This window comes from Serratia sp. JKS000199, assembly GCF_900215455.1.
GTDB classification, from domain to species: Bacteria; Pseudomonadota; Gammaproteobacteria; order Enterobacterales; family Enterobacteriaceae; genus Serratia; species Serratia ureilytica.
Genome location: NZ_LT907843.1, coordinates 2,892,196 through 2,917,340 on the forward strand (window position 1 = coordinate 2,892,196; position 25,145 = coordinate 2,917,340).

At 58.5% G+C, this 25,145-nt stretch carries 29 protein-coding genes and 1 tRNA gene; 10 read left to right on the plus strand and 20 right to left on the minus strand.

The annotated features are described in order from the left end of the window. Positions 1-18 precede the first annotated feature (18 nt). From ccmI to ccmA, 9 genes are all read right to left on the minus strand, one after another. Complete coding sequence (gene ccmI / locus CPH57_RS13770) at positions 19-1,233, minus strand: c-type cytochrome biogenesis protein CcmI (RefSeq protein WP_096242464.1); 1,215 nt, start codon at positions 1,231-1,233, stop codon at positions 19-21. Further along, positions 1,233-1,700, minus strand: a complete 468-nt coding sequence (locus CPH57_RS13775) for a cytochrome c-type biogenesis protein (RefSeq protein ID WP_033643915.1) — start codon at positions 1,698-1,700, stop codon at positions 1,233-1,235. The genes ccmI and CPH57_RS13775 overlap by 1 nt, the downstream gene beginning before the upstream one ends. Next, the gene (locus CPH57_RS13780; protein ID WP_033643916.1) at positions 1,697-2,248 is read right to left on the minus strand and encodes a DsbE family thiol:disulfide interchange protein; all 552 of its coding nucleotides are present in this window, start codon (positions 2,246-2,248) and stop codon (positions 1,697-1,699) included. Before CPH57_RS13780 ends, CPH57_RS13775 begins: the two co-directional genes overlap by 4 nt. Continuing rightward, complete coding sequence (locus CPH57_RS13785) at positions 2,245-4,215, minus strand: heme lyase CcmF/NrfE family subunit (RefSeq protein ID WP_033632468.1); 1,971 nt, start codon at positions 4,213-4,215, stop codon at positions 2,245-2,247. The genes CPH57_RS13780 and CPH57_RS13785 overlap by 4 nt, the downstream gene beginning before the upstream one ends. Beyond that, positions 4,212-4,706 (minus strand): cytochrome c maturation protein CcmE, encoded by a 495-nt coding sequence (gene ccmE, locus CPH57_RS13790; protein ID WP_046687569.1) that lies wholly within the window; start codon positions 4,704-4,706, stop codon positions 4,212-4,214. The genes CPH57_RS13785 and ccmE overlap by 4 nt, the downstream gene beginning before the upstream one ends. Continuing rightward, positions 4,703-4,939 carry a heme exporter protein CcmD gene (ccmD, locus tag CPH57_RS13795; protein ID WP_033651976.1) on the minus strand — a complete coding sequence of 79 codons (237 nt, stop codon included), beginning with the start codon at positions 4,937-4,939 and terminating at the stop codon, positions 4,703-4,705. The genes ccmE and ccmD overlap by 4 nt, the downstream gene beginning before the upstream one ends. Then, the gene (locus CPH57_RS13800; RefSeq protein ID WP_042785127.1) at positions 4,936-5,673 is read right to left on the minus strand and encodes a heme ABC transporter permease; all 738 of its coding nucleotides are present in this window, start codon (positions 5,671-5,673) and stop codon (positions 4,936-4,938) included. The genes ccmD and CPH57_RS13800 overlap by 4 nt, the downstream gene beginning before the upstream one ends. Positions 5,674-5,793: 120 nt before the next feature. After that, positions 5,794-6,453, minus strand: coding sequence for a heme exporter protein CcmB (gene ccmB, locus CPH57_RS13805; protein ID WP_025303731.1), 660 nt, complete (start codon positions 6,451-6,453; stop codon positions 5,794-5,796). Continuing rightward, positions 6,453-7,085 carry a cytochrome c biogenesis heme-transporting ATPase CcmA gene (ccmA, locus tag CPH57_RS13810; RefSeq protein ID WP_047574213.1) on the minus strand — a complete coding sequence of 211 codons (633 nt, stop codon included), beginning with the start codon at positions 7,083-7,085 and terminating at the stop codon, positions 6,453-6,455. Before ccmA ends, ccmB begins: the two co-directional genes overlap by 1 nt. A gap of 229 nt (positions 7,086-7,314) precedes the next feature. Here ccmA and CPH57_RS13815 point away from each other — a divergent pair, with 229 nt between their 5' ends. After that, positions 7,315-8,241: a formate/nitrite transporter family protein gene (locus CPH57_RS13815; protein WP_033651978.1), complete on the plus strand. Its 927-nt coding sequence runs from the start codon at positions 7,315-7,317 to the stop codon at positions 8,239-8,241. Between the two features lie 129 nt (positions 8,242-8,370). Next, positions 8,371-8,445: transfer RNA gene (locus tag CPH57_RS13820), tRNA-Arg, on the plus strand. A gap of 71 nt (positions 8,446-8,516) precedes the next feature. Here the strand turns inward: CPH57_RS13820 and CPH57_RS13825 are convergent. The 4 genes from CPH57_RS13825 to CPH57_RS13840 all read right to left on the minus strand — a co-directional run bounded on the left by CPH57_RS13825 (position 8,517) and on the right by CPH57_RS13840 (position 11,473). Further along, the gene (locus tag CPH57_RS13825; RefSeq protein ID WP_096242465.1) at positions 8,517-8,759 is read right to left on the minus strand and encodes a hypothetical protein; all 243 of its coding nucleotides are present in this window, start codon (positions 8,757-8,759) and stop codon (positions 8,517-8,519) included. A gap of 19 nt (positions 8,760-8,778) precedes the next feature. Beyond that, on the minus strand, positions 8,779-9,579 hold the full coding sequence (locus tag CPH57_RS13830; RefSeq protein ID WP_033643921.1) for a helix-turn-helix domain-containing protein: 801 nt from the start codon (positions 9,577-9,579) through the stop codon (positions 8,779-8,781). A 699-nt stretch (positions 9,580-10,278) separates the two neighbouring features. Next, complete coding sequence (locus tag CPH57_RS13835; RefSeq protein WP_033643922.1) at positions 10,279-10,500, minus strand: hypothetical protein; 222 nt, start codon at positions 10,498-10,500, stop codon at positions 10,279-10,281. A gap of 1 nt (position 10,501) precedes the next feature. Next, positions 10,502-11,473 carry a hypothetical protein gene (locus CPH57_RS13840; protein WP_096242466.1) on the minus strand — a complete coding sequence of 324 codons (972 nt, stop codon included), beginning with the start codon at positions 11,471-11,473 and terminating at the stop codon, positions 10,502-10,504. A gap of 227 nt (positions 11,474-11,700) precedes the next feature. Here CPH57_RS13840 and CPH57_RS13845 point away from each other — a divergent pair, with 227 nt between their 5' ends. The 3 genes from CPH57_RS13845 (at position 11,701) to dsdC (ending at position 14,965) form a co-directional block, all read left to right on the plus strand. Beyond that, positions 11,701-13,197: a PAS domain S-box protein gene (locus tag CPH57_RS13845; protein ID WP_046687575.1), complete on the plus strand. Its 1,497-nt coding sequence runs from the start codon at positions 11,701-11,703 to the stop codon at positions 13,195-13,197. Between the two features lie 134 nt (positions 13,198-13,331). Then, positions 13,332-13,583 (plus strand): CsbD family protein, encoded by a 252-nt coding sequence (locus CPH57_RS13850; RefSeq protein ID WP_033643925.1) that lies wholly within the window; start codon positions 13,332-13,334, stop codon positions 13,581-13,583. Positions 13,584-14,035: 452 nt separating this feature from the next. Next, complete coding sequence (gene dsdC, locus CPH57_RS13855) at positions 14,036-14,965, plus strand: DNA-binding transcriptional regulator DsdC (RefSeq protein ID WP_033651984.1); 930 nt, start codon at positions 14,036-14,038, stop codon at positions 14,963-14,965. Positions 14,966-14,976: 11 nt separating this feature from the next. On the opposite strand, the gene CPH57_RS13860 is transcribed toward dsdC, so the two are convergent. From CPH57_RS13860 to CPH57_RS13870, 3 genes are read right to left on the minus strand one after another with little or no spacing between them, the layout of a single operon-like run. Then, entirely contained in the window at positions 14,977-15,279 is a 303-nt protein-coding gene (locus CPH57_RS13860; RefSeq protein ID WP_042785132.1) for a hypothetical protein, read from the minus strand. A gap of 3 nt (positions 15,280-15,282) precedes the next feature. Continuing rightward, positions 15,283-16,206 carry a DMT family transporter gene (locus tag CPH57_RS13865; protein WP_096242467.1) on the minus strand — a complete coding sequence of 308 codons (924 nt, stop codon included), beginning with the start codon at positions 16,204-16,206 and terminating at the stop codon, positions 15,283-15,285. 46 nt (positions 16,207-16,252) lie between these two features. Further along, positions 16,253-16,543 (minus strand): hypothetical protein, encoded by a 291-nt coding sequence (locus CPH57_RS13870; protein ID WP_033643929.1) that lies wholly within the window; start codon positions 16,541-16,543, stop codon positions 16,253-16,255. Between the two features lie 398 nt (positions 16,544-16,941). Here CPH57_RS13870 and CPH57_RS13875 point away from each other — a divergent pair, with 398 nt between their 5' ends. Beyond that, positions 16,942-18,093 carry a porin gene (locus tag CPH57_RS13875; protein ID WP_033632458.1) on the plus strand — a complete coding sequence of 384 codons (1,152 nt, stop codon included), beginning with the start codon at positions 16,942-16,944 and terminating at the stop codon, positions 18,091-18,093. A 57-nt stretch (positions 18,094-18,150) separates the two neighbouring features. Here CPH57_RS13875 and mltB read toward each other — a convergent pair whose 3' ends face one another. Next, complete coding sequence (gene mltB / locus CPH57_RS13880; protein WP_046687577.1) at positions 18,151-19,239, minus strand: lytic murein transglycosylase B; 1,089 nt, start codon at positions 19,237-19,239, stop codon at positions 18,151-18,153. A gap of 279 nt (positions 19,240-19,518) precedes the next feature. On the opposite strand from mltB, the gene CPH57_RS13885 reads away from it, so the two are divergent. The 3 genes from CPH57_RS13885 (at position 19,519) to ypdK (ending at position 21,125) form a co-directional block, all read left to right on the plus strand. Beyond that, on the plus strand, positions 19,519-19,971 hold the full coding sequence (locus CPH57_RS13885) for a DUF805 domain-containing protein (protein ID WP_033643931.1): 453 nt from the start codon (positions 19,519-19,521) through the stop codon (positions 19,969-19,971). A gap of 83 nt (positions 19,972-20,054) precedes the next feature. After that, complete coding sequence (locus CPH57_RS13890) at positions 20,055-20,492, plus strand: antitoxin HicB (RefSeq protein ID WP_033651988.1); 438 nt, start codon at positions 20,055-20,057, stop codon at positions 20,490-20,492. 558 nt (positions 20,493-21,050) lie between these two features. Continuing rightward, a complete protein-coding gene (gene ypdK, locus CPH57_RS24385; protein WP_099782600.1) occupies positions 21,051-21,125 on the plus strand; it encodes a membrane protein YpdK in 75 nt (24 codons plus the stop codon). A gap of 58 nt (positions 21,126-21,183) precedes the next feature. On the opposite strand, the gene CPH57_RS13895 is transcribed toward ypdK, so the two are convergent. The 3 genes from CPH57_RS13895 to CPH57_RS13905 form a co-directional block, all read right to left on the minus strand. Beyond that, positions 21,184-21,708: a cytochrome b gene (locus tag CPH57_RS13895; RefSeq protein ID WP_096242468.1), complete on the minus strand. Its 525-nt coding sequence runs from the start codon at positions 21,706-21,708 to the stop codon at positions 21,184-21,186. Positions 21,709-21,819: 111 nt separating this feature from the next. Next, positions 21,820-23,049, minus strand: coding sequence for an alanine transaminase (alaC, locus tag CPH57_RS13900; protein WP_033643934.1), 1,230 nt, complete (start codon positions 23,047-23,049; stop codon positions 21,820-21,822). Positions 23,050-23,168: 119 nt separating this feature from the next. Next, on the minus strand, positions 23,169-23,708 hold the full coding sequence (locus tag CPH57_RS13905; protein WP_072627244.1) for a GNAT family N-acetyltransferase: 540 nt from the start codon (positions 23,706-23,708) through the stop codon (positions 23,169-23,171). A 168-nt stretch (positions 23,709-23,876) separates the two neighbouring features. On the opposite strand from CPH57_RS13905, the gene CPH57_RS13910 reads away from it, so the two are divergent. Continuing rightward, positions 23,877-25,121: a DUF1479 domain-containing protein gene (locus CPH57_RS13910; protein WP_096242469.1), complete on the plus strand. Its 1,245-nt coding sequence runs from the start codon at positions 23,877-23,879 to the stop codon at positions 25,119-25,121. Positions 25,122-25,145 lie beyond the last annotated feature (24 nt).

A 25,145-nucleotide genomic window follows, 5' to 3' on the forward strand; every position in this document is an offset into this window, starting at 1 on the left:
ATAAAAACACGTTCGGTCTTATTTTTCAGGGACCTGCTTGTTTATCTGAACGCTAACCTGCTCTTTGCCGCTGAATGTCTGCAGCGAGCTTTCGCCGAACCAGTCCCCCGGCTGCGGCGTGGCCAATCCGTCCTGTGAGAGGCGCACACGCACCTGCACCTGATGCTGTGCCGAGAGTAGACGCTCGGGCATCATGGCGTTGCTGTCGTCCAGAGAGAAAGACAGCGGAAAACGGCTCAGCGGCAATTGTTTTACCGCGACCGGCACCGGGCTGACGCCGTCGGTCACCGAGATAACCAGCGTCCCCTGCGGCGGCATGGCTTTCGCCGCCTGCGGTGACAGTGAAACAGTCACATTCAGTTTAACAGTTTCTCCGCCGGCCTGGGCTTTTGCTTGTGCAATACTGCGCTTTATCACTTCCGCGCGCGGATCGTTGGCCGGCAGCAGCTGCAGCATCACTTGCCAGGCGCCGATCGCCTGTTTGAAATCGCCCTGTTCGAAAGCGTTAAACGCCAGCAGGCTGAGCACCCGCGGATCGCTGTGATTTTCCGCGATCATGCGCCGCAACAGCTGCGTCGCCTGCTTGTTATCCTCCGGATCGTTGGATCGCGTCAAGACCTCGGCATAGCCGAGCCGCACTTCCAGACTATTCGGATCCAATTGATAGGCATGAGCAAATGCCTGCGTGGCGGTGGTGGCGTTGTTCAACGCCATGCCGACGCGCCCCAGCATCATCCAGTCATTGATATTGCGATCGTCCTGCTGCAGCTCGGTGCGCAGCCCCAGCCCGAGGCGAGCGATCTCTTCCATGCTCAGCGGTTTGGCGCGCTCATTGGCGACGCGCTCACGCAATTCCGGCATTTGCGCCTGCACCAGACGCCAATCCAGCACCTGCGCCAACCCGCCGGTTTTCAGATAAAAGCCAACGGTCACCGCCAGCAATAACAGCACGCCCGGCACTAACGCCCAACGGTTGATCGGGTTCGCCTGCTCTGCCTGTTCGACGGGGATGTCGTTCAACAGGTTCTGTTGCAGCTCTTTAACCAGCTCCGGGCGCTCGGCCACCACACCCTGCTGCTCGTCCTGCTCCAGTTCGCTGAGGCGATCCTGATAGAACGCCTTGTTCAGCACATCGCGCGTAGCGGCGCTCTGCTTGCCGCGGCGCATCGCCGGCACCACCAGCAACGCGGCGGCGCCGGCCAGCAACACGCAAATAATCAGCCAAAAAGCCATTAGGGTTTCTTCCTGTCAGTCTCTTGCAACAACGCCGCCAGGCGCTGCCGTTCCCGTTCGGAGAATTCATCGTCCACCGCCGCATCGGGCCGGCGACGGGTGCGCAGGATCACCACCGCCCCGCCTATCAGCACGAACAGCAGCGGGCCGATCCACAAGATCAGCGTCGCCGGCGTTACCGGCGGTTCGTAGGTGACGAAATTGCCATAACGCGCCACCATGTAATCGATGATCTGCTGCTTGCTTTGCCCCTGCATCATCAGCTCGTACACCTTGGTGCGCATGTCTGCGGCGATAATGGCGTTGGAATCGGCAATGCTGTTGTTCTGGCATTTCGGGCAGCGCAGCTGTTCGGTCAACTCGCGATACTGTTGCTCCTGCTCAACGGAGTTGAAGCGATAGGTATCGATCGCCGCAGCGGCGCTCCAGCTCAGCAATGCGGCGAACAGCAGGGCAATCAGCCTCATGCCTCACCCCCGTACTTTCTATACAGCGGCAGCACTTCCTGCTGCCAGACGCGCTCGTTCATGTCGCCGGCGTGGCGATAGCGAATGATCCCCTGTCCGTCGATAAGGAAGGTCTCAGGCGCGCCGTACACCCCGAGATCCAATCCCAGCATGCCGTCGCCGTCGTACAGGCTGAGCGCATAGGGATTGCCGAGGGAATTAAGCCAGGTCACCGCCTTGGCGCGATCGTCTTTATAGTTCAGGCCGACCACCCGCACGCCGCGCGCCGCCAGCGTATTGAGATACTGGTGCTCCGCGCGGCAGGTCGGGCACCAGGTCGCCCAGACGTTGAGCAAGATCGGCTTGCCGTCACGCAGCACCGCCTGATCGTAGGTTTTGCCCGGCTGATCCAACGATTCCAGCCTGAAGGTCGGCACCGGTTTGCCGATCAGCGCCGACTCCAGCATGGTCGGATCTTCGCCGCCGGCGTTGCGCGTCAGTTGCACCATCAGGGCCGCCACCAGCAGCAGGAAGAGCACCAACGGGATAAACAGCAGCTTACGCTTCATGATTGCGCCTCCAGCTTGCCTTCGCGCTTGAGCTTTTTGCTCATGCGATAACGCGGATCGAGAATGCACAGCAGGCCGCCGATCGCCATAAAGACGCCGCCGAACCAGATCCAGCGCACGAAGGGTTTGTAATACAGACGCACCGCCCAGGATCCGTCTTCCAGCTCCTCGCCCAGCGCCGCGTACAGATCGCGGCTGAACCCGCCGTCGATCGCCGCCTCGGTCATCATGCTGCGCGCCACGCTGTAGTAGCGTTTCTCCGCGTGCAGCGTCGCCTCCGGCTTGCCGTTGCGCGTGACGTCGATGATGCCGACGCCGCCGCTGTAGTTCGGGCCGCGAATGTCGTGCACGTCGCGGAACACGAAGTGATAGTTGTGGATATCCACGCTGTCGCCGGCCTTCATCCGCACGTCGCGCTCCACGCTGTAGTTCTGGCTGAAGGCGATGCCGATCACCGTCACCGCCACGCCGAGGTGGCCGAGCACCATGCCCCAGTGGCTGCGGGACAGCTGCCGCAGGCCGCGCCAGAAACCGTGACGATGGGTGGCGCGCTCATGCAGCTCCATCAGCGTCAGGATGATCACCCACAGCGCCATAATCAGGCCCACCACCGTCATGCCGGCGATGCTGTCCTGCAACAGCCACGGCAGCAGAATCGACAGCACCAGCGTCACCAGCAGCGCCACGCCGAGGCGGCGCCAAAGCTTGCCCGGCTCATCGCGGCGCCAGCGCACCAGCGGCCCGATGCCCAACAGCAGCGCCAGCGGCGCCATCAGCCAGGTGAACATGGTGTTGAAGAACGGCTCGCCGATCGAAATGCTGCCCAGCCCCAACTGTTTGTGCACCAGCGGCAGCAGCGTGCCCAACAGCACCACCAGCATGGCGGCGATCAGCAGCACGTTGTTGCCCAGCAGGAAGGTCTCGCGCGAGAAGGTCTCGTGCTGCACCCGGCTGCGCACCTGGCCGCCCTTGACCGCGTACAGCAGCAGCGAACCGCCGATGACGATCACCAGATAGGCGAGAATAAACATGCCGCGCGCCGGGTCGGAGGCGAAGGAGTGCACCGAGACCAGCACGCCGGAGCGCACCAGGAAGGTGCCCAGCAGGCACAGCGAGAAAGCGGTGATCGCCAGCAACACCGTCCAGGCTTTGAACGTGCCGCGTTTCTCGGTCACCGCCAGCGAATGCATCAGCGCGGTGCCGGCCAGCCACGGCATAAAGGAAGCGTTCTCCACCGGATCCCAGAACCACCAGCCGCCCCAGCCCAGCTCATAGTAGGCCCAGGCCGATCCGAGCACGATGCCCAGCGTGAGGAACACCCAGGCGGCGGTGGTCCACGGGCGTGACCAGCGCGCCCAGGCGGTGTCGAGCCGGCCGGCCATCAGCGAGGCGATGGCGAACGCAAAGGCGACCGAGAAACCGACATAGCCCATGTACAGCAGCGGCGGGTGGAAGATCAGGCCGATATCCTGCAGCAGCGGGTTGAGATCGCTGCCGTCAATCGGGAAATTCGGCAACGTGCGGGTGAACGGGTTGGAGGTCATGATGATAAACAGCAGGAAACCGGCGGTGATCATCCCCATCACCGACAGCACTCGCGCCACCGCATCCTGCGGCATCGCACGGCTGCACAACGCCACCGCCAGCGACCAGCAGCTCAGCAGCAGCACCCACAGCAGCAGCGAACCCTCGTGCGCCCCCCAAGTGGCGGCGATGCGGTAATACACCGGCAGTTGGGTATTGGAGTTGGTGGCCACGTAGGCGACGGTAAAGTCGTTAACCACGAAGGCATGCACCAGGCACAGGAACGCCAGCGCAATCGCGGCGAACATGCCGTAGGTCAGCGGGCGGGCCACCGCCATCATGCGGCTGTCCTGCCGCGCCGCGCCCCACTGCGGGTAAATGCTCAGCAGCAGCGCGATCGCCAGCGCCAGGCACAGCAGAAAACTGCCCAGTTCCGGCATCATGACTTGGCGCCCTCCGCCTGCGGCGCGTTATACGCTTCCGCCGGCCCTTGGTGATTCTCTTTCATCGCGTCGGCCACTTCCGGCGGGGTGTATTTCTCATCGTGTTTGGCCAGCACTTCGCGCGCGTTGACCACGTTGCCCTCGCCCAGCACGCCCTGCGCCACCACGCCCTGCCCTTCGCGGAACAGGTCCGGCAGAATGCCGGTGTAGGTCACGCCGATCGCGCCGCGCGCATCGTAAATCTTGAAGCTGACCTGCAGCGTATTGGGATCGCGTTTCACCGAGCCCGGCATCACCATGCCTCCGATGCGCAGCCGCTGGCCGACCTCGGGCTTCTCATGGTTTTCGCCCTTGCCCTGCAGGATTTCACCCGGGGTGTAGAACAGATCGATGTTGGAGCGCAGCGCGTACAGCATCAGGGTTGCGGTCAGCGCGATGCCGATCAGCACAACGATCGCCAGATAAAGGCGGCTTTTACGACGTGGATTCACAATGATTTCTCCCGCGGTGCGGCGGATTTTTGTTTTGATTGTTGCGCATGGCGAATGCGCCGCTCGCGCGCCTGACGGCGGCCGATCTCGGCGAGCAATAGCCGCCGCTGCCAGACGGTGTGCGCCACCAGCCCCAACAGCGAAATCAGCGTGACGGCAACCGCCAGCCAGACATAGAAGGCATAACCGCCCATGGCGAAAAACGCCGGCCAGGAATCGAACGCGGCATTCATGACTGACGCTCCTTATTCACCAGCCCGGCGACCCACGGGCGCTGGCGCTCCTGGAACAGGATCAGATTGCGCAGGCGCATCAGCGTCAGCGTAATGAACAACAGCAGGTAACCGAGGATCGCCCAGCGCAGCGGGGTGCGCATGCTGGGCGCAATGGATTGCTGCATGTTGGTCGACCCCTGATGCAGCGTGTTCCACCATTCGACAGAGAAATGGATGATCGGGATATTCACCACGCCTACCAGCACCAGAATCCCGGCGGCCCGGCCCGCCAGGCGGCGGTCTTCAAAAGCGTTATACAGCGCGATAACGCCCATATAGAGGAACAGCAGCACCAGCTCGGAGGTCAGCCGCGCGTCCCATACCCACCAGGTGCCCCACATCGGCTTACCCCAGGCGGAGCCGGTCACCAGCGCGATAAAGGTGAACACCGCGCCGATCGGCGCCATCGCCGCCACCACGGTATCGGACATTTTCATCTGCCACACCAGGCCGATAAACGCCGCCACCGCCATCGAGGCGTAGATGCCCATCGACCACATGGCCGCCGGCACATGAATATAAATGATGCGGAAGCTGTCGCCCTGCTGATAATCCTTCGGCGCGAAGCCAAAGCCCCATGCCCAGCCGAGCAGCAGGCAGGCCGCCGCCGCCAGCCCCAGCCAGGGGATAAAGCGGCCGCAGACGTGATACAGCCGTTCGGGCCGCGCCAGTTGATGTAACCATTTCCACATTGTCGTCAGTGCTCACGGTAATTTTTATGCGTCGGCCGCTCCGAGCGTTCGAAACGGCGAAAATCTTCTGCGGGGTACGCTCTTGTCGGCCTTGCCCCGTCTGTTCATTCAATACGTTAGCTAGTGCACGCTCACTCGCAGCGCCGCCGCGGTGGCAAACGGCGCCAATGTCACGCTGCCCGCCAGCATCGCGCCGAGTATCGCCAGATAACCGTCGATCGGCATGCCCATCGAGGCGGCGTCGATCGCGCCGGTGGCGAAGATCAGCACCGGGATATACAGCGGCAGCACCAGCAGGCTGAGCAGCACGCCCCCTTTGCGCAGGCCGACGGTCAGCCCCACGCCGATAGCGCCGATCAGACTCAGCGTCGGCGTGCCGAGCAGCAGCGTACCCGCCACCGCCAGCCAGGTTTGCATATCAAGCGACAGCAGCAGCGCCACCAGCGGCGACAGGATCAGCAGCGGCAATCCCGTCACAACCCAGTGAGCACACACTTTGCCCAGCACCGTCATCGGCAGCGGCGTCGGCAGCAGCAACAGCTGCTCCAGCGAACCGTCGAGAAAGTCGTCGCGAAACAGCCGCTCCAGCGACAGCAGCGAAGCCAGCAGCGCCGCCACCCACACGATGCCCGGCGCAATGCGCGCCAGCAGCTGCGGTTCAGGGCCAATCCCCAGCGGGAACAGCGTGATCACAATCAGGAAAAACCACAGTGGGTTGACGATCTCCGACCCTTTACGGCAGGCGATCTTCAATTCGCGACGCACCAGAGTCAAAAACATCACAAACTCCCCGCGTCGTGTTCCGCCAAACGAATTTTGCCCACCGTTTGGCTGACGCCGGCCAAATCCTGATGCGTGGTCAACAATACCATGCCGCCCCGCTGCGCATGTTGTTCAAAAAGGCTAATCAACTCGGCCACGCCCTGTTTATCGATTGCCGTCAAGGGTTCATCGAGGATCCACAGCGGCGCCGCGCTGAGCCACAATCGCGCCAGCGCCACCCGCCGCTGTTGCCCGGCCGAAAGCTGCGCCACCGGCAGATCTTCGTACCCCACCAACCCCACCTGCTCCAGCGCGCGCCAGATGGCCTGATGCTCGACCGCGCCGCGCACCGCCTGATAAAACTGCAGATTTTCAAAGGGTGTCAATACGGCTTTGATGCCCGGTTGATGGCCGATAAACAGCAAATCTTGCTGATACGCCGCGCGATCGCGCAACGTGTTGCGCCCGCGCCAGCACACCTCACCGCCGTCCGGCCGCGCCAGACCGGCGAGGATGCGCAGCAAACTGGTCTTGCCCGCGCCGTTCGGCCCTTCTACCTGAATGATATCGCCCGGCTGAACTGAAAAGCTTAGCTCGCTAAACAGGATGCGCTCATCGCGCACGCAACTCAGACTTTTGGCTTCCAGCATCAGGGAACTCATATTTTTCTTTGGGATAGCGAATCATAGCATAAGCCTTTCCCCGCACGCAGCCTGCGGCGGGCGCGCCGAGGGGCCAATATGGCGAGCAGGATCAAGAATGCGTGGAAAAAATCGGCGGATTTTAACTCTTGTTACCTTTTTCTGTATTTCGCCGCATTTAGACCGGGCAACTACGCTTAATGACGTGAACTCACCCTTATTGAGCAGGAGCGACAGCATGAACGAACAGCCACGCCAGGAGCACGAGCCGGATGAGACAATGCAGGTAGAGAGCGAAGAGCAGGAACAGGGCAAACGCGAAATCGAAGTCAGGGAAGAAAATTTGCCTTCGCGCGCGGCAGCGGTGCATGAGCAGATCCGGATGGAAGGCGAAAAAGAGCTAGAGCGCGACGGGCTGGCGCTGCTGTGGTCGGCGATCGCCGCCGGGCTGTCGATGGGCGCCTCGCTGGCGGCGAAAGGCATTTTCCACGCCCGCTTGCCGGACGATCCCAGCCGCTTTTTCATTGAGAACCTCGGCTACACCTTCGGTTTTATCATTGTCATTATGGCGCGCCAGCAGCTGTTTACCGAAAACACCGTCACGGCGGTGTTGCCGATCATGCATAAGCCCACGCCGCGCAACCTGCTTATCCTACTGCGCCTGTGGGGCGTGGTGCTGCTCGGCAATCTGATCGGCACCGCGCTGGCGGCACTGGCGTTTACCCATATGCCGCTGTTCGACGCCGAAACGCGCCGCGCCTTCATCAGTCTGGGCGAAGAGGTGATGCGCCATACGCCGGGAGAAATGTTCGCCAACGGCATCCTGGCCGGCTGGATCATCGCCACCATGGTATGGATGTTCCCGGCCGCCGGCGCGGCGAAAATCTGGGTGATCGTGTTGATGACCTACCTGGTGGCGATTTGCGATTTGACGCATATCGTGGTCGGCTCGGTGGAGATCCTGTATCTGGTGTTCAACGGCGCGATGGGATGGCAAGCATTCGTTTATCCGTTCGCCCTGCCGACGCTGGCGGGCAACATCATCGGCGGCACCTTTATCTTTGCGCTGATAAGCCACGCGCAAATCCGCAACGATTTGAGCGCCAAAAATAAGGCGGCGCGCCTGCAAGAGGAAAAACGGCGCCACGGCGGGGAAAAATCGTGATCGCCGTCGGTTAGCCGAGGAAATTTCGGCGCGAACTGGCGAGGTATTGAGCAAACGCGCCGCTAAGCGCTTATTCTGCGGGTAAAAAAAGGTATAATGCCCCGGCAGCTTCGGTTGCCGGTACGCAGCGTCCCCGTAGTTAAACGGATATAACAAGCCCCTCCTAAGGGCTAGTTACTGGTTCGATTCCAGTCGGGGACGCCATTTTTCCTTATCGAGCCAATGCGCATCGACCGCCCGCGGACCCTGCTCCAATCCCTTATTCAGCCCTAATTTCATCCCTGCGGGTGCAGGCACGCCATCCAGGTCATTCCTGCCAACACGATTGGCTGATGTTCCCGATTATTGGCCATCGCATTTCCTGAAAACATGAACAGAATAAATGCCAGCATGAATTGAATGGCCCGTTTTCCTAAACCGGCGACGATGATTCGGCCAAAGGCAGACAGCCTTAAATACAGTAGCAGGAGTGCGCGGTGCCGTTTATTCATCGAATCGGGGCGATTTTCTCTATCCATGACGTCTCCTTTTCCATCACTACGTCACAGGAATAAGTATATCGACATTGATAACTTTACTGTTTGAATTTTCATCTCTATATAGCTCGATAAAGAAGCTTTCCCTCATTTTGGCGTTGATAGCCGGCAAGTAAGCGTCATATATCCCCTCAAAAAAATTAACGTACTCAGGCAACTCGCCCATAAAGGGAATAACAATATATTTGCCCATTGGGATATAGAAGTTGAAGATGGAGTGAAAAACCGCCTGCTCCTTGCCGTTGGCATGGCATTTATTCCCCCTGCTTTTCTCTACATTATATGCCCCCCAATTTTTGCTTAGCCGTTTCTCATTAGTCTGCGCAATATCATTGGCATCTCTGTATTTCCTTATAGAATGGAAAATTAATGTTTTGTAATGCTTCAGCATCTCGATGTCATCCGGCATGACCGTATGATAGAAATAGGGTTTATTATCGTTGCCGTACGGGGGGATCTGCGTGGAAAAATCCCATCCCCGGCTGTTTCTAAAGCTGTTGGGCGTTTCGCCAAAGAAACGTTTGAATGCCCGGGTGTAGCATTGCTGAGAGGCAAACCCCGATGCCAAGGCGACATCCAATATGTTCCCTTGATGCTGTTTGAGCAAGACAGCCGATCGGCTCAGCTTTCTATTCCTGATATACGTCCCGAGCGTAATGCCAAAATAATGCTTAAACAACCGCTGTAAATGCCATTTAGAGTAACCCGAGATAATTGAAACCTTCTCAACCGAAAGCCCTTCCACAATATTCTTTTCCATATACTCCAATACTTGTAAAAGAATATCTCTTCTGTAATCCATGTGCGCTCCTTGCATTTATAAAAGCCGTATCCTTTTCATTAAAATCGTTAAGCGAAGAAATTAAGTCATTAAGATTAATCCTAAAAAATCACGCCCTCTTCTTTTTATTCTCACACCCTCCAAGAGGTCATTATATAAATAACTGAAAATGATCATGTTATATAAATCCACCCACAAGAAAATAGAAAAACAAAATTTAACGACACAAAGTGCATCTATTGAAGGAGCACTTGCGCCGCCAGTGAGAATCACACTTTCTGTTAAATTTTTTATCTTAAAGTGTTTTTTATCGCATCAATTGCATGGCCGAATAGGAATTTCATCATCAGAAATTAAATCGCATTTTATAGCCTTGATTGTTGATAACACTTATTGCAGCTAATGGGTAAAGCCTGAGCCGTGGCTAAGGAAACTGAGAGGAATAAACGCAAAGCCTGAACATCAGGCTTAATAATCACGTGTCGCAACAGTGAGTTTCTTTTTTATCTTTCCCTGCACAGAAAAAGCGGATGCATCAACAAATCATGTTAGAGGTCATATATTGCCTTCCCGTCCCGGGGGCATTGATGCTCCCGCACCGCGCCAGCCTCTCCGCCGTCAAGCGCCAAGCCGATACGCGCCATAGTTTGTTACCGTAACCGCCCGCTCCTCAAAAAAAAGCCCAGCACGCAAAGCTGGGCTTTTCATCCAATGAGCGGATTAGTCCGTCAGGTTGTCGATCTCTGCCGCTCTGTGCTTACGCAACAGATACAGCAGCAAGGACACCCGTCGCTCGGTCCGTTCCGGGGTATCCGGCGGCAAGTTATAGCGCAAGGTGTAGCGCTCGTTGTTCTCGTTGCAAAAATCGATGACCAGTACGGGCGCAGACGCTCCCGCCACTTTTCGATAATTCAGCGAGATGCACGACAGGTTTTTGCCCATCTCAACTCACCGTGACGGTACGGCGGGTTGACTCGGCAATTCGCCCCACGCCGGCGCTCAACGCAGCGCCCAGCAGCAGTATCAGCAGTGAGCCCCACGCGGCGCGAGAGAGTTGCTTGGCCGCTTCATCAGCCGCTTCACGCGCTTTCTGCTCGGCCTCGGCCTTGAGTTTTTCCACCTTCTGCACCGCCTGCTGATAAGCCTGGGCGTAGTTATCGACGATTTGGCTCGCTTCATCACGGCTCTTGCCGGTGCGTGCCGCAACAATATTCACCAGCGCGTCCTTATCGGCGGCGCTCAACGTCGGCTCACCGGACTGCTTAACGCGCTCGAACCACTGCTTAAGCTCGGTGGCGGCCTGCGCCGGATCGGCCGCAGCATCCACGGCCGACTGTTTGCCGTCGGCGGCCGCCCGATTGGCTTTCTGCTCCAACCGAGCCGGATCCAGCTCCGGCTTACCGGTCTGCTTAAGCGTTGCGTTCAACTGGCTTTCCAGGTTTCCCCAGTCCAGGCTGATGCCATTTTTATCCAACTGTTGCTTCAGGCTGTCGCCCACGCTTGGCGCCGCCGCCGCCAGGCCGCTGCCCGCCAGCGAGAGCCCTTTGCCAACCGCGTTGCCAGCCAGCCCCACCACGCCGCTTGCCAGCGACACCATCAACCAGGTGGTCAGCAAGGTGGTGATCGCCCAGCTCAACAGGCCATGCAAGCCGCCGCGATTCGGCGCGGTGCGGCCGGCGACGAACGCGCCTGCGGCCAACGACGCCAGCGTTGAAACCAGCAGCCAGATCCCGGTGCCGGTGCCAAATCCGCTCAGCGGGTTGCCCTTTTGCATCATATCCACGGCCTGGGCGCCGATCGCCGTCCCCAGCACGCTGAATATCAGATAAGTCACCAGCGCCACGGCACTCCCGGCCAATATCGAGCCCCATGACACCTGAAACGCAAAGCGATTTGATTCATAGACAGTGGTCATCGTTGTTCCTTATATTTTCTGGACAAGTGATTGCACGCACGGCAGAAAACCGCGCAGACAAATTCAGTCTGCCGCGCGACATCATCGGCCGTCCCGGTTCATTTGCACCAGAACGCCTGGTGCATTCACACCCTGCGAATACGCACGTTATGCACTAAGCTGCTCAGCGAGTAGCGTAACCCGCGGCCCCTAGAGAGGCCGCTCCCCTTCTGTCTAGCGGAGAACACATGAGCCAATCCGTCTTGGCCAGCGAAACCAACCGCGGCCACCTGCAGCAAATCATCTCCGGCTTGTCCGACGGCGTGATCCTGACGGATACCGATCAAACCCTGCTATGGGCCAACGAGGCCGCGTTAGCCATGCATGGCGTGAGCCACCAGCAAGCCCTGGGGGCCAATGCCGGCGAGTACGCGGCGCGTTTTGCCCTGCGCTATCGCAACAACCATCCGCTGGCTTTGGAGCAGTACCCTTTGAACCGGGTTGCCGATGGCGAGACCTTCACCGATGTGGTGGTGGAAGTTCGCCAGGTCGACGATCCGGACAGTTTCTGGGTGCACCGCCTGCGGAGCCTGATCGTCACCGATCCGCAGGGGCAGCCGGAGCTGCTGGCGCTGATCATGAGCGACGCGACGGAGTGGGCCAGCGCCGAACAGCGCTTTGAAAAAACCTTTAACGCCAATCCGGCGCCGGCGGTCATCTGTCGGCTCAGCGATCTGCGCTACGTCAAGGTCAATCAAGGGTTCCTTGATATGACCGGTTACCAACGTGAACAGGTCTTGGGGCGTTCGGTTTATGAACTGGACGTCCTGCAACAGGCCGAGCATAAAGAGCTGGCCGTGCAGCGCCTGGGGGAAGGCGCCACCATTCCGCAGATGGAGGCCGAGCTGAAACTGCCCGATGGAGGCAGCAAGCTGGTGGTGGTTGCCGGTCAACCGTTGGACATCAATGAAGACGACTGCATGCTGTTCACGTTTACCGATCTCGAACCCCGGCGCCAGGCTGAATCGGCGCTGCGAGAAAGTGAAGAGCGGTTCGCCAAATCTTTCCGCCTGAGCCCGGTGCCAACGCTGGTGTGCACCGCAGACGGGCGGCGCGTGCTGGATGTTAACGAAGCCTTCGTCCGCGCCATCGAATGCGACGCCGAAGCCTTGGTCGGCAAATCGGTCGACGAGATCCCGGTTTTTGACGATCCCGAGGCGGGCAGCCGTTTGTTTGCCGCCCTGGAAAAAACCGGCAATGTCGAAGGGATGGACATCCGGGTGCGCAAGAAAGGGAGCGAGTTAATCGACTGCGTGGCCTCGGCGGATGCCGTCAGCATCCATAATGCGCCCTGCTATCTGTTGGTGCTCATGGACATTACCGAACGCAAGCGCTCGGAGCTGGAGCTGGTGAACGCCATCGAGGAAGTGATGCAGGACGCCTCGTGGTTTAGCCAAACCCTGATCGAAAAACTGGCTAATGTGAAAAGCATCAATCGGTCCAACCAGACCGGGTTTGCCGCCAACGATCTCACCCCGCGCGAGCGCGATGTGCTGGGTTTGATCTGCGAGGGACTGCCGGACAAGAAAATCGCGGCGCGCCTCAATCTGGCGCTCAACACCATTCGCAATCATGTCGCGACGGTCTATTCCAAACTCGGCGTGCACAGCCGCAGCGAAGCCATCGTATGGGCCAGAGAACGCGGGCTGTTTACCGGCGGACCAGCCTCGATGAATGGCAAGTAGCCTGCAAATGCACTAGCCATACCGATGCAAACGCCCCTTATGAGCACCGAGTGAAGTGCATAACATGGCGGTGCAAATGCAGGCTTTCGCCCTGTGCGAACGCCAAACGGATCGAACCTAAGGAGCGCATCATAATGAACAGCGAAAAAGCCAATGGCATGATGGAAAAAGTGGCGGGCAAAGCGCAGGAAATCGCGGGCGACGTCAGCGGCAACGAACGTTGGCAGGCCGAAGGCGTCACGCGCCAGGCAGTGGGCGCGCTGCAAGAAAAATACGGCGACGCCCTGAGCTGCGCCGGCAGCATGATGAAGAAAAATCCCCTCGCCGCGTTGGCACTCGTTGCCGGCGCAGGTCTGTTGGCCGGCCTGCTGCTGCGTCGCCGTTGATGGGCGCCGACGAGCAAACCGCTTTTCCCTGAATGCCGTGTCCGGTGGGCAGCCACCGGGCACGGTTCTTTGCCAGGCGGGGGATTGCTGCCTCCCTCTCGTTGGCATCCGGGCTTAACGCATGCTCTGCGTCGCCATGCCACGGATTATTATGGCGAAACCATTCTATCCCGCATGGAACATGAGCCTTTATCGTTCAGGCTGTCGCACACCGCCTTTACTCGCTGCTTAACGGCACCTCTTTTATTATATTCGTCCTATTGCTGATTATCATCGCCCTCTCAATCAACGCCCCCTGTGCCTGTTATTTCTGCTTGTTATGCCAGTAAGTTAATTTACCCTCAACATAACGAAATTCCTCGGCATAAAAACCGAATATATCAATCAGGCTGGGTTTATCCTCCGTGCCATTAAATGTTAATATTGCCGGATTATGCGCACGGAGAAATAGCATGTTCCCCAGTAAAAAACATTCGCAGCGGGCGACCCCGCTGACCAGCTATCAATTTTCCAGGCTGCATACTTTCGAATGCGTCGCCCGTCATTTATCTTTTGCGCTGGCGGCACAAGAATTGTCGATCACCCCCAGCGCCGTGAGCCACCGCATTAATTTGCTCGAAAAGGAATTGGGGTTTCTGCTATTCCAACGCTTTCATCGCAGAATTACGCTGACGCCGGAGGGCGAGCGTATGCAATGGGCGCTGGACAGCTCCTTCAACACCTTGAATCAGGAAATCCTGGACATCAAAAATCGCGAGTTGACGGGGACCTTGACCCTCTACTCGCACCCGTCCCTGGTGCAATGTCTGCTGCTGCCGCGCATCGGCGATTTTATCGCCCAGCACCCCACCATTCACCTCAACATTCTGACCGGGCAGGAAATCATCAACCTGGCCAACCGCGGCGTGGATCTGGCGATGTACTTCGGCAAACTGCGCTCGGGGCGGCATCTGGAAGAAGCCTTTATGCAGGAATCGATGGTGCCGATCTGCACGCCGCAGTACGCCGCCGCACACAATCTGTATGATGCGCCGGAAAACCTGGCTCACTGTACGCTGCTGCACGATCGCTACAACTCCGGCGAAGATGAGTGGCAAACCTGGTCACAACACTTTGCGCTGGGGCTGGATACCGACAGTAAAAGTATGGAGTTCGACCGTTCCGATCTCGCGGTGCTGGCCGCTACGCGGCACCTTGGCGTCGCCATGGGGCGGCTTAATCTGGTGCAGGACTGGATCAAAAGCGGCGAGCTGATCATTCCGTTCGCCGATATGACCGTGCCCTGCGAACACTGCTATTTTACCTCGACCATCTCCGAGCGGCAGTGGCCGAAGATCCTCGCGTTTAAGCAGTGGATCATGAAAATATCCCCTCTGGTCTGATGGCCAGAGGGTTATCGCCATACTTTGGGAGAATAAGAAAAATGCAACGCGCAGGCATAGAGCCGGCCGGCCTTTGAATAAGAGATATATTTGCGATTTTTATCCCAGGTCAGCAGGGAATTATTGGCAAAGTAATAAACCTCCAGCGGCATCCCGTTAGCCAATTTCGACCAACCTCGGCTTCTTATCACGGTAAAGTCACCGTTATCGCTGAGCGTAATCAACGGCACGCCCCAGGCATAGCGGGATATTTGCATCTGAATAATGAATTGGCTTTCGCAGCTTATTTGGTAATTCTGTACATCAACATCCATAATTTATATTTTTGGTGCCACCCTACGGTCAAAATAAATAAGATATGAACAACTCACCACGATTAACCCCAGCACGATCAGCACGGCACCCAATACAAACTCAATTTGCAGCGGCTCGCCGAGCATGACGACGCCCGCCAGGATGCCGAATACCGGCGTCATAAAGGTGAGAATGCCCAGCGAGGACGCCTGATAACGACGCAACAGTGAAAACCAGATCAGGTAACTGAAAAACGACACGATCACCGTTTGGAACAGCAGGCTACTCCAGGCCACCCGGCTCAGAACGACGTGCAAATTGCCCGACGCTATCGCCAGCAACGACAGCAGCACGCAGGCGCCCGTCAACTGGAACAGCAGCGTCTGTTTAGCCGGGCACTCCGCCAGACGCGTGGTACGGATCACCAGCGTAGAACCGCCCCAGGCGATCCCCGCCAGCAGACCGTAGAGATCGCCCTTCAACCGAGCTGCAGCGCCGCTGCCCTCAGCCATGCCCGATATGGCCAACACCACGCCGCCAAAGGCGATGAGCATGCCAAGCCACTGCACCGGCGACAGGCGTTCCTGGCGAATCAGAAAATGCAGGCCGAGAGCGGAAAACAGCGGCGCGGTATACAAAAACACCGCCATATGCGAAGCGCTGGTATAGCGCAGCCCTTCGGAGACAAAAAAGAACTCCAGCGCGAACAATGCCCCTACGCTCAAACCGGCGCTCAGCGTGGCGCGATCCCAGGTGAAGCACTCGCCGCGGCAGCGCGCCAGCAGGTAAACCCCCAGCGCGGCAAGACCGGAGCGAATGGCAATTTGCAGCACCGCCGACACATCCGACTCGGCGGCCTTGATCGCCACCTGCTGCATTCCCCAAATGGCGCATAGCATCACCATGGCGGCGGCAGCCCTGCCGTCGATACCGATTCTTGCATTCATAATAGGGTTCCCGCCGCCGTTGAAATAATCACAGGCTGCCGTCGCGTTATTCTTTATACACCACGATTTCCTGATAAAGCTTAATAACTTCGCCATCGCTGTCGACGGAGTCGGTATATTCAGTTTGCTGCGCCAGGTGAATCACCTTCCAGCCTTTTCGCGCCAATTCCGGGATCGTCAGGCGCCCCACGCCGCGGCAGAAAAACAGAGTGTCGTCAGACAACCTTAGCTTACTAACCTCTGCATAATCATAAGCTTGAGAATGGCAGACGTGCGACTCCGCCGCCATCGCCGGCAGTGAAAACAGCCCCACTAACAACATTAACAGGTTTCTCATGGCGACCTCCCAATCGCTTATTCATGCCGGCCGATTACGCAGACAAAGGCTGACGTTAATACACCGGTAAAAGGCTCAAATTAATTACCTCTTGCACGGATGAAATTACAGGCTGGGGTTGGTGACTGACAAATGAAAAATATAAACCTTGGCGTTAAATGAATTCATCCGAGTGGAGAGAGAGGCAGAGCGGCCACTTTCACCGCACGAAATGGTCAAAAACCGGACAATAATTAGCAAGAAAAGTAATTATTTATTTCACCGTTTATGCTACAAATGCCGCCCGCCGCTAAAACACCAAAAAAAACCGTCAAAATGCGCAAAAACGCAGCTTTCTGCGCAAAACATCGGCATGGCGGCGCTGATGAGGGCGGTCATACCTAAAACAGGGATAACACATGGCAATGAAATTGCGCGTAATGACTCAAGCGGTGGCGCTGGGTCTGGCGATCGGCAGCGCGTCGTTCGCCGCTCAGGCGGAAATCACCCTGCTGAAGCAAGATCCACAGGCCGGCGATCCGCTCAGCCGCCTGAACTTCACCGTTGGCGGCAGTATTCGTCCGCAGTTCAACAACATGACGGGCGACGGTGACAAGGGCTCGTACAAGCGTAACGGCTTCGACGGCGGCACCCGCTTCCGTTTCGCGGCGGACTACTATCTGTTCGACGATATCAGCTGGATCAGCTACTACGAGCTGGGCGTGAACATTCCGGCGCTGTTTGACTGGGATCATCACTATGCCGACGGCGCGAGAAACACCAGCCGCCGCATGCTGTACACCGGCCTGAAAAGCAACACTTGGGGCCAGATGACCTTCGGTCAGCAGAACAGCGTTTATTATGACGTGGTGGGCGCCAAGACCGATATCTGGGACTACGACATGCTGGCCCAGGCGCCGGGCAACGGCATTAACGGCGACTACGACGGCTCTTACCGTTCACGCAAAATGCTGAAGTACAAGAACCGCTTCGGCGATGCGGACGTTTACGCCTCGTACCTGTTCAGCGACAGCGACTACCTGCCGGGCAACGGCCTGCGCTACAAGCGCAAAGGCGGCGGCTCTCTGGGCGTGGATTACCACATTACGCCGGATCTGACCTGGGGCACCGCCTGGAACTACACCCGCGCCGAAATGCGCAACCCGTCCACCAGCGGCAGCAAAAGCTACGATCAGAACATTTTCGGCACCGCCATCAGCTGGAAACCGGACAACTGGACCCTGACCTTCGGCGGCGGTTACTACAACGACTTCCTGACCACCAAGAAAGCCGACGTCAATAATTACTTCGCCGGCGATGCGTGGGGTATCGAATACCTGGCCGGTTATACCGTGCCGGTAGGTCAGTACGCGGTGAAATCGGTGATGCCGTACTTCATGGGCGACCGCCTGGAATACATCACCGGCCGCAACTACCAGCGCATCGATAACGGCCTCGGGGTGACCGTACAGTTTGACTACGGTTTCCGCGTTGACGTGGAGCACGTGCTGACATCGAGCACCGACAACCTCGGCGATATGACCGTGGTGCGTCTGCGCTACGATTTCTGATTGCTCAGAATGCAAAAAAGGCCGCGCAAGCGGCCTTTTTCGTTTATTGACGCAGCGTCAGAAGCCGCCGCGCGCCGAGCGCCCGACCGCTTCGCCCAGTTGCCATACCGCCATGGCGTAATGGGTGCTGTGGTTATAGCGGGTGATGACGTAGAAGTTCGGCAGACCGTACCAATACTGGTAGCCGGTGCCGACATCCAGCCGCAGCAGGCTGGCCTCTTGGTTATCACCAAGCGAACCCTGCGGGCTCAGGCCGGCTTCGGCCAGCGCGGCGACCGAGTAGCGCGTCTTGAAGCCGTTTTCCAACCCCGGCGCCTGGCCGTTGGCCTGAATGGCGACCGGCTCGCCTTTGGACCAGCCGTGCGCTTTGAAGTAATTGGCCACGCTGCCGATGGCATCGACCGGATCCCACAGGTTGATATGCCCATCGCCGTTGAAATCGACCGCATAGCTTTTGAAGGAAGAAGGCATGAACTGCCCGTAGCCCATCGCACCGGCGAAGGAGCCGCGCAACTCGAGCGGATCGTCGCCTTCGGTGCGCGACATCAGCAAGAAGGTTTCCAGCTCACCGGCGAAGTAATCGGCGCGGCGCGGGTAGTCGAAGGCCAGCGTCGCCAGCGCATCGATAATGCGGGTTTTACCCATTACGCGGCCCCAACGGGTTTCCACGCCGATAATCCCCACGATAATCTCCGGCGGCACGCCGTACACCTGCCAGGCGCGCTGCAGCGCATCCTGATATTGATTCCAGAACACTACGCCGTTTTGCACGTTATCCGGGGTGATGAACTTGTTGCGGTAGCGCAGCCAGGAGCCATTCGGCCCGGTTGGCCCCTGGGTAGACGGCGTCGGCGCCTGCCTGTCCATCAGCCGCAGCACCGAATCCAATCGCCGAGCCTGCGCCAGCACGTCGTGCAGCTGCTGCCGGTCAAAACCGTGTTCCTGCACCATCTTCTCGATAAAGCGCGCGGTATTCGGGTTATTGGCGAAATCCCCACCCAGCGGCGCGCCGCTGTGCGCCGGGCTCAGCAAAAAGCCGCCCTTTACCGGGGTGCTCTGCGGCGTAGCGGTGGTACTGGGTTTCGGCGTGCTGCTACAGGCAGCAAGCAAGGTAATCAGCGGTAAAAGCGCAACCAGGTGACGCATCGGATATCCATATAGCCATGCAAGAGATAAGTGGGAGTTATGTTAATGCATTGTTCAACGCGAACAAACAGGATTATGCCGCCAATGACCGCGTCAGGTAGCCAAACGTGCCAAATTGTGACGTTTTGCACGGGCAAAGAACGCCCGGTGCGGCCGCGCTGAATCTCAACCGCAACTAAATGAGAAAAGTTATCACCTTGACGCCCACGTTTGCCCCGATAAAATGCCCGACTGCTTGCCACCCGGCTATCGCCGCAATGATCACGACAATGGACTGTGATGGAATCTCTCGGACAACTCGCCAAAGACCTGTACCGTGGGCGCATCTCGCGCAAACCGTTTATTTTCTCGCTGGCGATCTTCGCCATCGGTATCGTGCTGCTGTCGTTTCTGTCGACCTATCTGGATAAAAACCATTTTCGCGCCCACGCGCACGGCGACGGCGCCGAATTCGTCTCGGTGCTGCTGTATCTGCTGTGCATTATGGTGTGGGCGTTGTTCTGTTTCGGCCTGGTCACGTGGTTCATGGCCAAAACCGCATTCCGACTCAACGATATCGGCCTGCCCGGTTGGGCGTTGGCCGTAGCGTGCTATGTTTGCTCGGTGCTCAACAACTACTCCCCCGGCCCGGTAGCGCGCTGGCTGCCGCTGTTCAGTCTGGCAGTCATGGTCTGCGCCCTGCTGTTGCCGCCCGACGGGCTGCGACGCAAGCCGCGTGAACAGACCGATTGAGCGCCATTCCGCTCAAGGCTATGGCTATCCGCCGGCCGTGCCGTCACAATAGCGCCTCATTCAGGTTTTAATCAGGGATCGCCATGTTCAGCCATTACTTCGCCCATTACGCCTTCGATCGCGACAGCGACGCCTGGCAGATCGGTTTTCGCGACTTCCCCGAGTGGCAAACCGCCTGCTATAAACGCGAAGACATCGAACTGGAGGCGCAGGAAAGCCTGTTGGCCGCCATCGCCGCCACGATGGATGAAGGTTTGCCCCTGCCCGCCCCTTCTCCTCTGCAAGCCGATGAGTTGAGGGTACACCTGCCGGCGCTGGTGGCGCTGAAAATCGAACTGCACAACGCCATGCTGCGCAAAAACACCGGTAAAGCGGCGCTGGCGCGCAAGCTGGGTTTCAACGGCGGGCAAATGGAGCGGTTGCTGGATATCGGTTACGCCTCGAAGGTGGAAGCGTTGGAGCAGGCGCTGTATCTGTTGGGCTACGACGTGCGCGTGACAATAAGTGAAGTTTGCCAATAAGTTAGCAACAGGTAAGCAAAATATTATCCGCAGGGGCTAAATTTTCCTCCATTCACGCCGATGTGATCGTTACCTAATCCTCTGTCGCAACAACGAAGGCTAAAAATGGAGTGGAGTCGCCGTCATATTTGGGCCGTTATTCTGCTGTCTTGTCTCGTTTTTTGGGTCATTCTGGCGACCGGCATCAACGCCGTCGCCTGAGCGCCTGCCGCTGCATTGCTTCATCCCTTATTTTACAGCCCGCCACGGCGGGCTAGTTCCTGTCGCCCGCCGATAAAAAGCGTTATAAAACAGCGCGCCCTGTTCAAAAAACAGCCAAAAATTGTGATCAAAAACACAGTATTGAAATCAGACCAGTATTGAGAGTACATTAGCGCCGATCCTGTCGCGGTTCGGATTTTACCTCACGGAGCATGAGGCGCGACAACCGGACAACCCGCGCGCGAGGACGTTGTTCTTTCGTTTGGAAGAACCCGCCCGACAAACAGGTTGCCCATAAAACACTCAGCACAACAATCGGGATCATTGCTGGCGAGGACTCCAGACAGGAGTTGTTCAGTGAAATATTTTTTGATGGGCGTGTCATTCATGCTGGTTGCCTGGGTTGGCACCTTCATGTTGATGGTTGCCTGACCGGGAACACAGCCAAAGGGACGCGCGAGCGTCCCTTTGTCGTTTCCGTCGTTCGCCGTTATTTGCCCGGCATCATGCGGCGCAGGGTGTCGTCCTTGCGCAGGTAGTGGTGATACAGCGCCGCCAGCGCATGCGCGCCAATGATAAAGTAGCCGATATTCGCCAGCGTCTCATGAACCGTTTTAACCAGCTTGCGCATCACCGGATCCGGCGTCACCCATTGCGGTACCGGCCACCCCAGTAAAGTCCACGATTTCCCGCCGTAGGCCAGGGTTAACACGCCCAGCAGCGGCAACATCAGGAATACCACGTACAGCAGCCAATGGAAGATCTTGGCGCCCACTTCCTGCCATTCCTCCAGCGGCGGCGTGGTCGGCGGCGTCGCGTGGAGGGTGCGCACCGCCAGCCGAATCAGCATCAGGGCAAAAACCGAAGCCCCAAAATTAAAGTGCAGATTTTTGACCAGCGGCGCCCACGCCTCCGGCACCGAATCCTTCAGCAACATCGCCGCGTAGGTGAGGCTCACCATCAGCAGCGTCAACCAATGTAAAACGATTTGCGATCGCGCGTAGCGGTTGCTCATACACTCTATCCAAAAAATAAAATTCAGCGTAGTCGAGCATAATGGGGAAATAATGAAGAAAACCTTGGGACGGGAAAAAATAAGGCCGGACAAACGTCCGGCCTGACAGGATTATTTGGCGCCGCCGCCTTTGCCCGGCATCAGCAACCCGTCCGCGCGGAACATGGCCTTGATGCCGCGTACCGCCTGGCGAATACGGTCCTGATTTTCGATCAGCGCGAAGCGCACATGGGTATCGCCATAGTCGCCGAAGCCGATGCCCGGCGAAACGCAAACCTTGGCTTCCGCCAGCAGGCGTTTGGCGAACTCCAGCGAACCGAGATGGGCATAAGGTTCGGGAATTTTCGCCCAGACGTACATCGACGCCTTCGGGTTTTCCACCATCCAGCCGGCCTCATGCAGCCCTTTCACCAACACATTGCGGCGCTGCCGATACTGCTCGGCGATATCGCGCACGCACTGCTGATCGCCTTCCAGCGCGGCGATGGCCGCCACCTGCAGCGGCGTAAAGGTCCCGTAGTCGTGATAGCTCTTGATGCGCGCCAACGCGCTGACCAGTTCGGGATTGCCGACCATGAAACCGATGCGCCAGCCGGCCATGTTGTAGCTTTTCGACAGGGTGAAGAACTCCACCGCAATGTCTTTCGCCCCCGGCACCTGCATGATCGACGGCGCTTTCCAGCCGTCATAGACGATATCGGCATAGGCCAGATCGTGGATCACCAGCACGTTGTACTGCTTGGCCAGCGCCACCACCCGCTCGAAGAAATCCAGCTCCACGCACTGCGCGGTCGGGTTGGACGGGAAGCCGAGGATCATCATTTTCGGGCGCGGAATGGTTTCGCGAATGGCGCGCTCCAGCTCGCCGAAGAAATCCACGCCGTCCACCAGCGGCACCGAGCGCACCTGAGCGCCGGCGATCACCGCGCCGTAAATGTGGATCGGGTAACTGGGGTTCGGCACCAGCACGGTATCGCCGTGATCGAGGGTCGCCAGCATCAGGTGCGCCAGCCCCTCTTTCGAACCGATAGTGACGATGGCTTCGCTTTCCGGATCGATATCCACCTGATAACGATCGGCATACCAGCGCGAAATGGCGCGGCGCAGGCGCGGAATGCCGCGCGAGGTGGAATAACCGTGGGTGTCGTCGCGCTGGGCGACGGCGCACAGTTTTTCCACGATGTGCGGCGGCGTCGGGCCGTCGGGGTTACCCATGCTGAAGTCGATAATATCCTCGCCGCGACGGCGTGCGGCCATCTTCAGTTCGGCGGTGATGTTGAATACGTAAGGGGGAAGGCGTTCAATGCGCGTGAAACGGCGCTGTGGACTGTTATCAGCCATAGGGGATTCCTCGATAGACGTTAGCGCCCGGACCGTCCGAGCGACGCTGGCCAGCGAACTGACCGAATATCGAACATAGCGCAGCGCCGACGAGCTTGTCGATACCCTGCGCGATATTTTTATTTAGCGCTCTGAAACTCCGCCGCCAGCAGCCCGAACAGCCAGTCGTCGCACCACTGATCCGCCAGACGGTAGTTGTCGCGCAGCGTGCCCTCCAGCTGGAAACCGCACGACTCCAGCAGGCCGCGCGAGGCGAGGTTGCCGGCGGTCACGGTGGCGGTCAGCTTGTGAAAACCGCAGGCGTTCACCGCAAAATCCAGCACCGCCCGCAGCGACTCCTTGCCATAGCCCTTGCCCTGCCCGGAAGGCAAACTCCCGTATCCCACTTCCGCCTGCCGATACGGCGCCCAGTGCGGGCGAAAGCCGGTAATGCCCACCGCCTCTCCGCTGTGCTTCTCACGCATCACCAGGCACAGCCACTGGTCGCCGTGTTTGTCCCAGACCGGCAGGCGCTCCTCGAACCGTGCGCGGATCTCCGCTTCGCTGCGCGGATCGGAGATGTAACGGATCACCTCGGGATCTTGGTACAGGCGCAGAAACAGCGGCCAATCCTCGGCGGTTATCGACTGTAACTGCAGTCGTTCAGTGACCAGCTTCATAAAATCTCCGAAAAACGAAAAAGAGGAACTTACGAATGAAAGATATCTCTTTATTTTCCCCGATTGGTTGCCGATAATCATTTACGTTAAAACCACAAAACCATAACGTCTTGCCCGATTCCCTACAACTGCCCGCCGCCGTTACCCACGCGGCATCAGGAGAACACCATGGCCTCTTTAGTCATCGACGATATTCCGCAGGCGATCGTTAACGTCAAGCGTCAGCTGCGCCAGGCATTGCCCAACTATCGCGACGTATTCCAGGCGCTGGAAGAGAACATCCGCGGCCAGGTCGAACAGATTCGCCGCGAACTGGCCGCCGGCCACAACCCGGTGCCGCAAATTGACGCGGAAGATATCCTGCAGCAGCGCGTCACTGAACAACAAAAAGCGCTGATCAAACAACGCGGCGCCTGCGCTATTCGCGGGGTGTTTCCGCGCGCCAAAGCCGAGGGCTGGAACCGAGAAATCGGCGATTACCTCGATCGCAACAACTTCGTCGAGCGATTGAAGAACGCCGCCGAAGACAACTATTTCGGCAAGCTGGCCGCCAGCAAGCCACAGATCTACGGCATCTATTGGTCAAAACCGCAGGTTGAAGCGCGGCAGGACGCGCGCATGCATGCGGTGCAGGTGTTCCTCAACAGCCTGTGGGCCACCGAAAGCAACGGCAAACAGCATTTCGATCCGACTCGCGTCGCCACCTACGCCGATCGCACCCGCCGCCGCCCGCCGAACTCCTCGTCGCTGGGCCTGTCGCCGCACGTCGACAGCGGCACCATCGAGCGCTGGCTGGACGAGAACTTCCGCTATGTGTATCGCCACGTCTTCTCCGGCGACTGGCAGCAGTACGATCCCTTCGCCGCCGACGGCCGCACCGAAGTGCGCGAGATAGCCTCTCCGGCGGTCTGCTCGATGTTCCGCACCTTCCAGGGCTGGACGGCGCTGACGCCGCAGCGCACCAACGCCGGCACGCTGAACCTGGTGCCAATCGCCAACGCCATGGCCTATGTGCTGCTGCGCGCGCTGCAGGACGACGTCGCCGATGACGATCTGTGCGATGCGGCGCCGGGTCGCGCGCTGTCGATCTCGGAAAAATGGCATCCCCTTTTATTAAGCGGGATTTCCCCTATTCCCGATCTGGAGCCGGGCGACACGGTCTTTTGGCACTGCGATGTGATCCACGCGGTGGAGAACGAACATAACGGCGAGTTCGACAGCAACGTGATGTACATCGCCGCCGCGCCGGGCTGCGAGAAAAACGACGCCTATCTGCAGCGCCAGCTGCCGAGCTTTATCGACGGCAGAACGCCGCCGGACTTCGCCCCCGACGACTTCGAGGTGGATTTCGACGGCCGCGCCACCGTCGACCTGCTGACGCCGCTGGGCAAAGCGCAGCTCGGCATAGGCTGATCCCCCGCCCGTGGCGCACGCCAC